Genomic DNA, 4,544 nt, shown 5'->3' on the forward strand with positions numbered 1-4,544 from the left:
CCGGGTGCGCCACCAACCCCGACGGAACGAAGGAATACAAGAGGACCGCGATCGGGGCGCTTGCGGGCGGTGCGGTCGGCGCGGGAGCCGGCGCGCTCATCGGGGGGAAACGGGCCGGTCGCGGGGCACTGATCGGTGGCGTGACCGGGGCGCTGGTGGGGGGAGTGATCGGCAATTACATGGACCGCCAGGCGGCGGAGTTGAAACGGCGCCTACCGGATGCGGCGGTAGAGAGGGAGGGGGACAAGCTGTACGTCGCCCTCCCTTCGGGAATCCTCTTCGACGTGGACAAGGACCAGGTCCGGCCCGAAGCCAAACAGCCGCTGGCGACGGCCGCGGACGTGCTGGTCAAATACCCGGATACCTATGTGACGGTGGAAGGGCACACCGACTCCACCGGCTCCCACGAGTACAACCAGTCCCTTTCCGAGCGCCGCGCGATGCGGGTGCGGGACGTTCTCGTGGGAACCGGCGTGCCTCCGGCCCGGCTGAGCGTCCGGGGGTACGGGGAGACCGACCCGATCGCCGACAACGCGACCGCGGAGGGCCGGCAGCTGAACCGGCGGGTCCAGATGGAGATCCGGCCGAACGAGAAGTTGCAGGCGCAGCAGGGGCAGGGAGGATAGCCGATCCCCCCTGTGCCCGTTTCACCACGAAGGGGGTTCCGGGGGGAATCCCGCATTCCGTTCGGTAAACCAATCAGGGGGCAACTCCCGTGAACCGTGATTCCCTCACCTTCCGTTCGATCAACGCCATCCGCTTTCTCTCCGTCGACGCGGTGCAGAAGGCGAAGTCCGGCCATCCCGGAACTCCCATGGCGCTTGCCCCGCTGTCGTACCTTCTTTGGACGAAACACCTCCGGTACAACCCGAGGAACCCCGACTGGCCCGGCAGAGACCGGTTCATCCTCTCCTGCGGGCATGCGTCGATGCTCCTGTACTCCCTCTTGTACCTCACCGGGTTCGACCTTTCCCTCGAGGAGATCAAGGCGTTCCGGCAGTGGGGGAGCAAGACCCCGGGACACCCCGAGGCCGGGCACACGCCGGGGGTGGAGGTGACCACCGGCCCGCTGGGGCAGGGGATTTCGAACGCCGTAGGGATGGCGATGGCGTCGCGGCTGCTGGCGCACCGGTTCAACCGCCCCGGGCACGAGATCGTCTCCCACCGGATCGTGGCGCTTTGCTCCGACGGGGATCTCATGGAGGGAGTCGCCTCCGAGGCCGCGTCCCTGGCCGGCTTCCACCGCCTTGGCAACCTCGTCGCCTTCTACGACGACAACCGGATCACGATCGAGGGATCGACCGATCTGGCATTCCGCGAGGATGTCGGCGGACGGTTCCGGGCCTACGGGTGGAACGTCCTCACGGCCTCCGATGGGAACACCGACCTCGACGGGATGACCCGGGCGATCGAAGCGGCTTTTTCGGAGCGGGCGAGACCGACGCTCGTGATCGTCCGGACGAACATCGCCTATGGCAGCCCGAACAAGCAGGACACCGCGGAGGCCCACGGCTCCCCCCTCGGGGAGAAGGAGGTGGCGCTCACGAAGGAGGCGCTCGGCTGGCCGAAGGAACCGGACTTTTACGTGCCCGACGACGTCCTGGCGCACTACCGGGAGGCGGTTCCCCGCGGGGAGGCGATGGAGCGGGAGTGGCGCCTGAAGATGGCGGCGTACATGGGCGCCTACCCGGACCTGGCCATGGAATGGGAGAGGGTCATGTGGGGGGATCTCCCCGAAGGGTGGGAGAAGGACCTGCCCTCCTTTCCCGCGGAGACCGCCCCGATGGCGACGCGGAAGGCCTCGGGGAAGGTGATCAACGCGATTGCGAAACGGGTCCCCGAACTGGCGGGGGGTTCGGCCGACCTGGCCCCTTCCACGGAGACGCTGATCGAGGGGGGCGGGGAGTTTCTCCCGGACGCGCCGCCGGGGGGGAGGAACTTCCACTTCGGCGTGCGCGAGCACGGGATGGGGGCGATCCTCACCGGGATGGCGCGCCACGGGGGGGTCATCCCGTACGGCGCCACGTTCCTGATCTTCTCCGACTACATGCGGGCCTCCATTCGGCTGGCGGCGCTCACGGGGGTCAGGGCCATCTACGTCTTCACCCACGATTCCGTGGGGCTTGGCGAGGACGGGCCGACCCACCAGCCGATCGAGCATCTGCCGGCGCTGCGGGCGATCCCGAACCTGTACGTCATCCGGCCCGCCGACGCCAACGAGACGGCCGCGGCGTGGAAGATGGCGATGGAGCGGACCGCGGGTCCCACGGCGATCGCGCTCACCCGGCAGAACGTCCCGGTCCTTCCCCCGGAGGACGTCTACCGGGAAGGAAACGTCTTCCGGGGCGCGTACATCCTCCAAGAAGGGGGGAACGGGAATCCCGCGGTGATCCTTCTTGCCTCCGGCTCGGAGGTGTGCGTCGCCCTCGAGGCCGCGAAACTCCTGGAGGCGGAAGGGATATCCGCGCGGGTGGTCAGTTTCCCGTGCCGGGAACGGTTCGAGGAGCAGGACGACGCGTACCGCCGTTCCGTCCTTCCGCCTTCCGTGCGCGCGAGGGTTTCGGTGGAAGCGGCGGCGACGTTCGGTTGGGAGCGATACGTGGGGGATGGCGGGGCCTCCGTGGGAATCGACCGCTTCGGCGCCTCGGCGCCGGCCGCGCGCATCTTCCGGGAGCTGGGGATTACTCCCGAGAACGTCGCAGCCCGCGCGAAGGCTTTGCTCGGGAAAACGTAGACGGGCTGAGCGGCTGGGCGGGGACACTCCTCAACGCTCGGGGGGACACTCCTCAACATACTACTCGAAATAGGAATGTCCCCGGAATGTCCCCGGAATGTTCCCGGTGACTGGTGGCACGCGACGTTTCGCGGCTGCCGGAGAGCGCAGCAAGCCGAAGGAGTGGGGGCGCAGTGAGGCCGGGAGACCGGAGCGCAGCCGTGCAGGTTCACCGCACGGCGAGCCACGAACGGAGCCCCCCTCCGAGGCTGCGGAGCGATAGCCCCCCGCGAGCCCCTGGGACCGGGAGAGGAAATGACTCGGGGCCTCGGCTCGATACGAGGCCGTAACTACGATACGCTGCACTAAGGAACCGGTATCGATTTTTTCCGGGAAAGGAGCTTGCATGGGGACGAATCCTCTCGTGGAACTGGGAAAGCTCGGCCAGAGCCCGTGGCTGGACTTCATCGAGCGCGGGCTGGTCTCGTCCGGGGGGCTGTTGCGTCTGGTTTCCGGGGACGGGATCACGGGGGTCACCTCCAACCCGACGATCTTCGAGAAGGCGATCTCGGGGGGGCGGGAATACGACAAGCAGATCCAGGCCCTGGCGGACCGGAAGGCCGGCGTGATGGAGGCGTACAAGGAGATCGTGACGGAGGATATCCGGAACGCCGCCGACGTGCTGCGGCCCGTCTACGACGCCTCGTCCTGCTCGGACGGCTTCGTCTCCCTCGAGGTCGACCCGGACCTGGCGTACGACCCGGACCGGACGATCGCGAGAGCGGAGGAGTTGTTCCGCGCCGTCTCTCGACCGAACGTTCTCATCAAGATCCCCGGGACCCATGAAGGGCTGCCCGCGATCGAGGAAACGGTAGCGCGGGGGATCCCGGTCAACGTGACGCTCATCTTTTCCGTGAAGCGGTACGAAGAGGTGGCGCAAGCCTACATCCGCGGGGTGGAGCGGCTTGTCGCCCAGGGGAAAAACCCGGGCCGGGTCGCGTCGGTGGCCTCCTTCTTCGTCTCCCGGGTGGACACGGCGGTGGACCGGCTGCTCGATGAGGTGATCCCCCGGTGGCCGGGATCGCCCAAGGCCGAGACGGCGATCTCCCTGAAAGGGCGGGTGGCGGTCGCCAACGCGCGTCTGGCGTACGCGAGGTTCGGGGAGATCTTTTCCGTCCCGCGGTGGAAAGAGCTCACGGCGAAGGGGGCGAAGGCGCAGCGACCGCTGTGGGCGAGCACGGGGACGAAGAACCCGAAGTACTCGGACGTGCTCTACGTCGAGGAACTGATCGGACCCCACACCGTCAACACGATGCCCCTCGCGACGATCGACGCCTTTCGCGACCACGGAAAGGTCGCCGACACCCTGACGGGAAGGGAAAAAGAGGCGAGGGAGGTTCTGGACGATCTCGGTCTTTTGGACATCGGGATCGAGGAGGTGTGCGAGAGGCTGGTCCGGGACGGCGTCCAGAGCTTCACGGACTCCTACCAAAAGCTGCTGGAGGCGATCGAGCGGAAGCTCGGCGGGGCGGAGGTCGCCTGAGTGCGACCTTCCATGAACACGGCGTGGGCGGGGACACTCCTCTCCCGCATCCCGGAGATGAATCAGGAATGTCCCCGGCGAGCGGAACCGGCGGCGAGCGGGCGCCGAAATAGCGCGGCAAGCCGAAGGAGTGGGGGCGCAGTGAGGCCGGCCTCCCGGGGTCCGTTGCCGAAGAGGCCGTGCACCGAGAGGGTCGATGCGCCGCTTCCGGCGAGGCGCCCGACCGAAGCGTACCCGCTGCGGTACGGTGAGGGAGGGCAACAAAGCCGGAGCGGATGCAGCGGCCCT

Annotated in this window: 3 protein-coding genes; all 3 read left to right on the forward strand. The window is 67.8% G+C overall.

The features are described 5' to 3' along the window. The coding region (locus VJ307_04595) for an OmpA family protein (GenBank protein HJX73415.1) at nt 1–626 on the forward strand (626 nt) is incomplete at its 5' end. An 89-nt stretch (nt 627–715) separates the two neighbouring features. Beyond that, the gene (tkt, locus tag VJ307_04600) at nt 716–2,734 is read left to right on the forward strand and encodes a transketolase (GenBank protein HJX73416.1); all 2,019 of its coding nucleotides are present in this window, start codon (nt 716–718) and stop codon (nt 2,732–2,734) included. Between the two features lie 385 nt (nt 2,735–3,119). Beyond that, the gene (gene tal / locus VJ307_04605; GenBank protein HJX73417.1) at nt 3,120–4,256 is read left to right on the forward strand and encodes a transaldolase; all 1,137 of its coding nucleotides are present in this window, start codon (nt 3,120–3,122) and stop codon (nt 4,254–4,256) included. Nucleotides 4,257–4,544 lie beyond the last annotated feature (288 nt).

The sequence above is a fragment of the Candidatus Deferrimicrobiaceae bacterium genome (assembly GCA_035256765.1).
GTDB lineage: Bacteria > Desulfobacterota > Deferrimicrobia > Deferrimicrobiales > Deferrimicrobiaceae > CSP1-8.

Coding starts and splice junctions, on each gene's coding strand:
- tal (HJX73417.1), top strand. CDS start 3,120: ATGGGGACGAATCCTCTCGTGGAACTGGGAAAGCTCGGCCAGAGCCCG.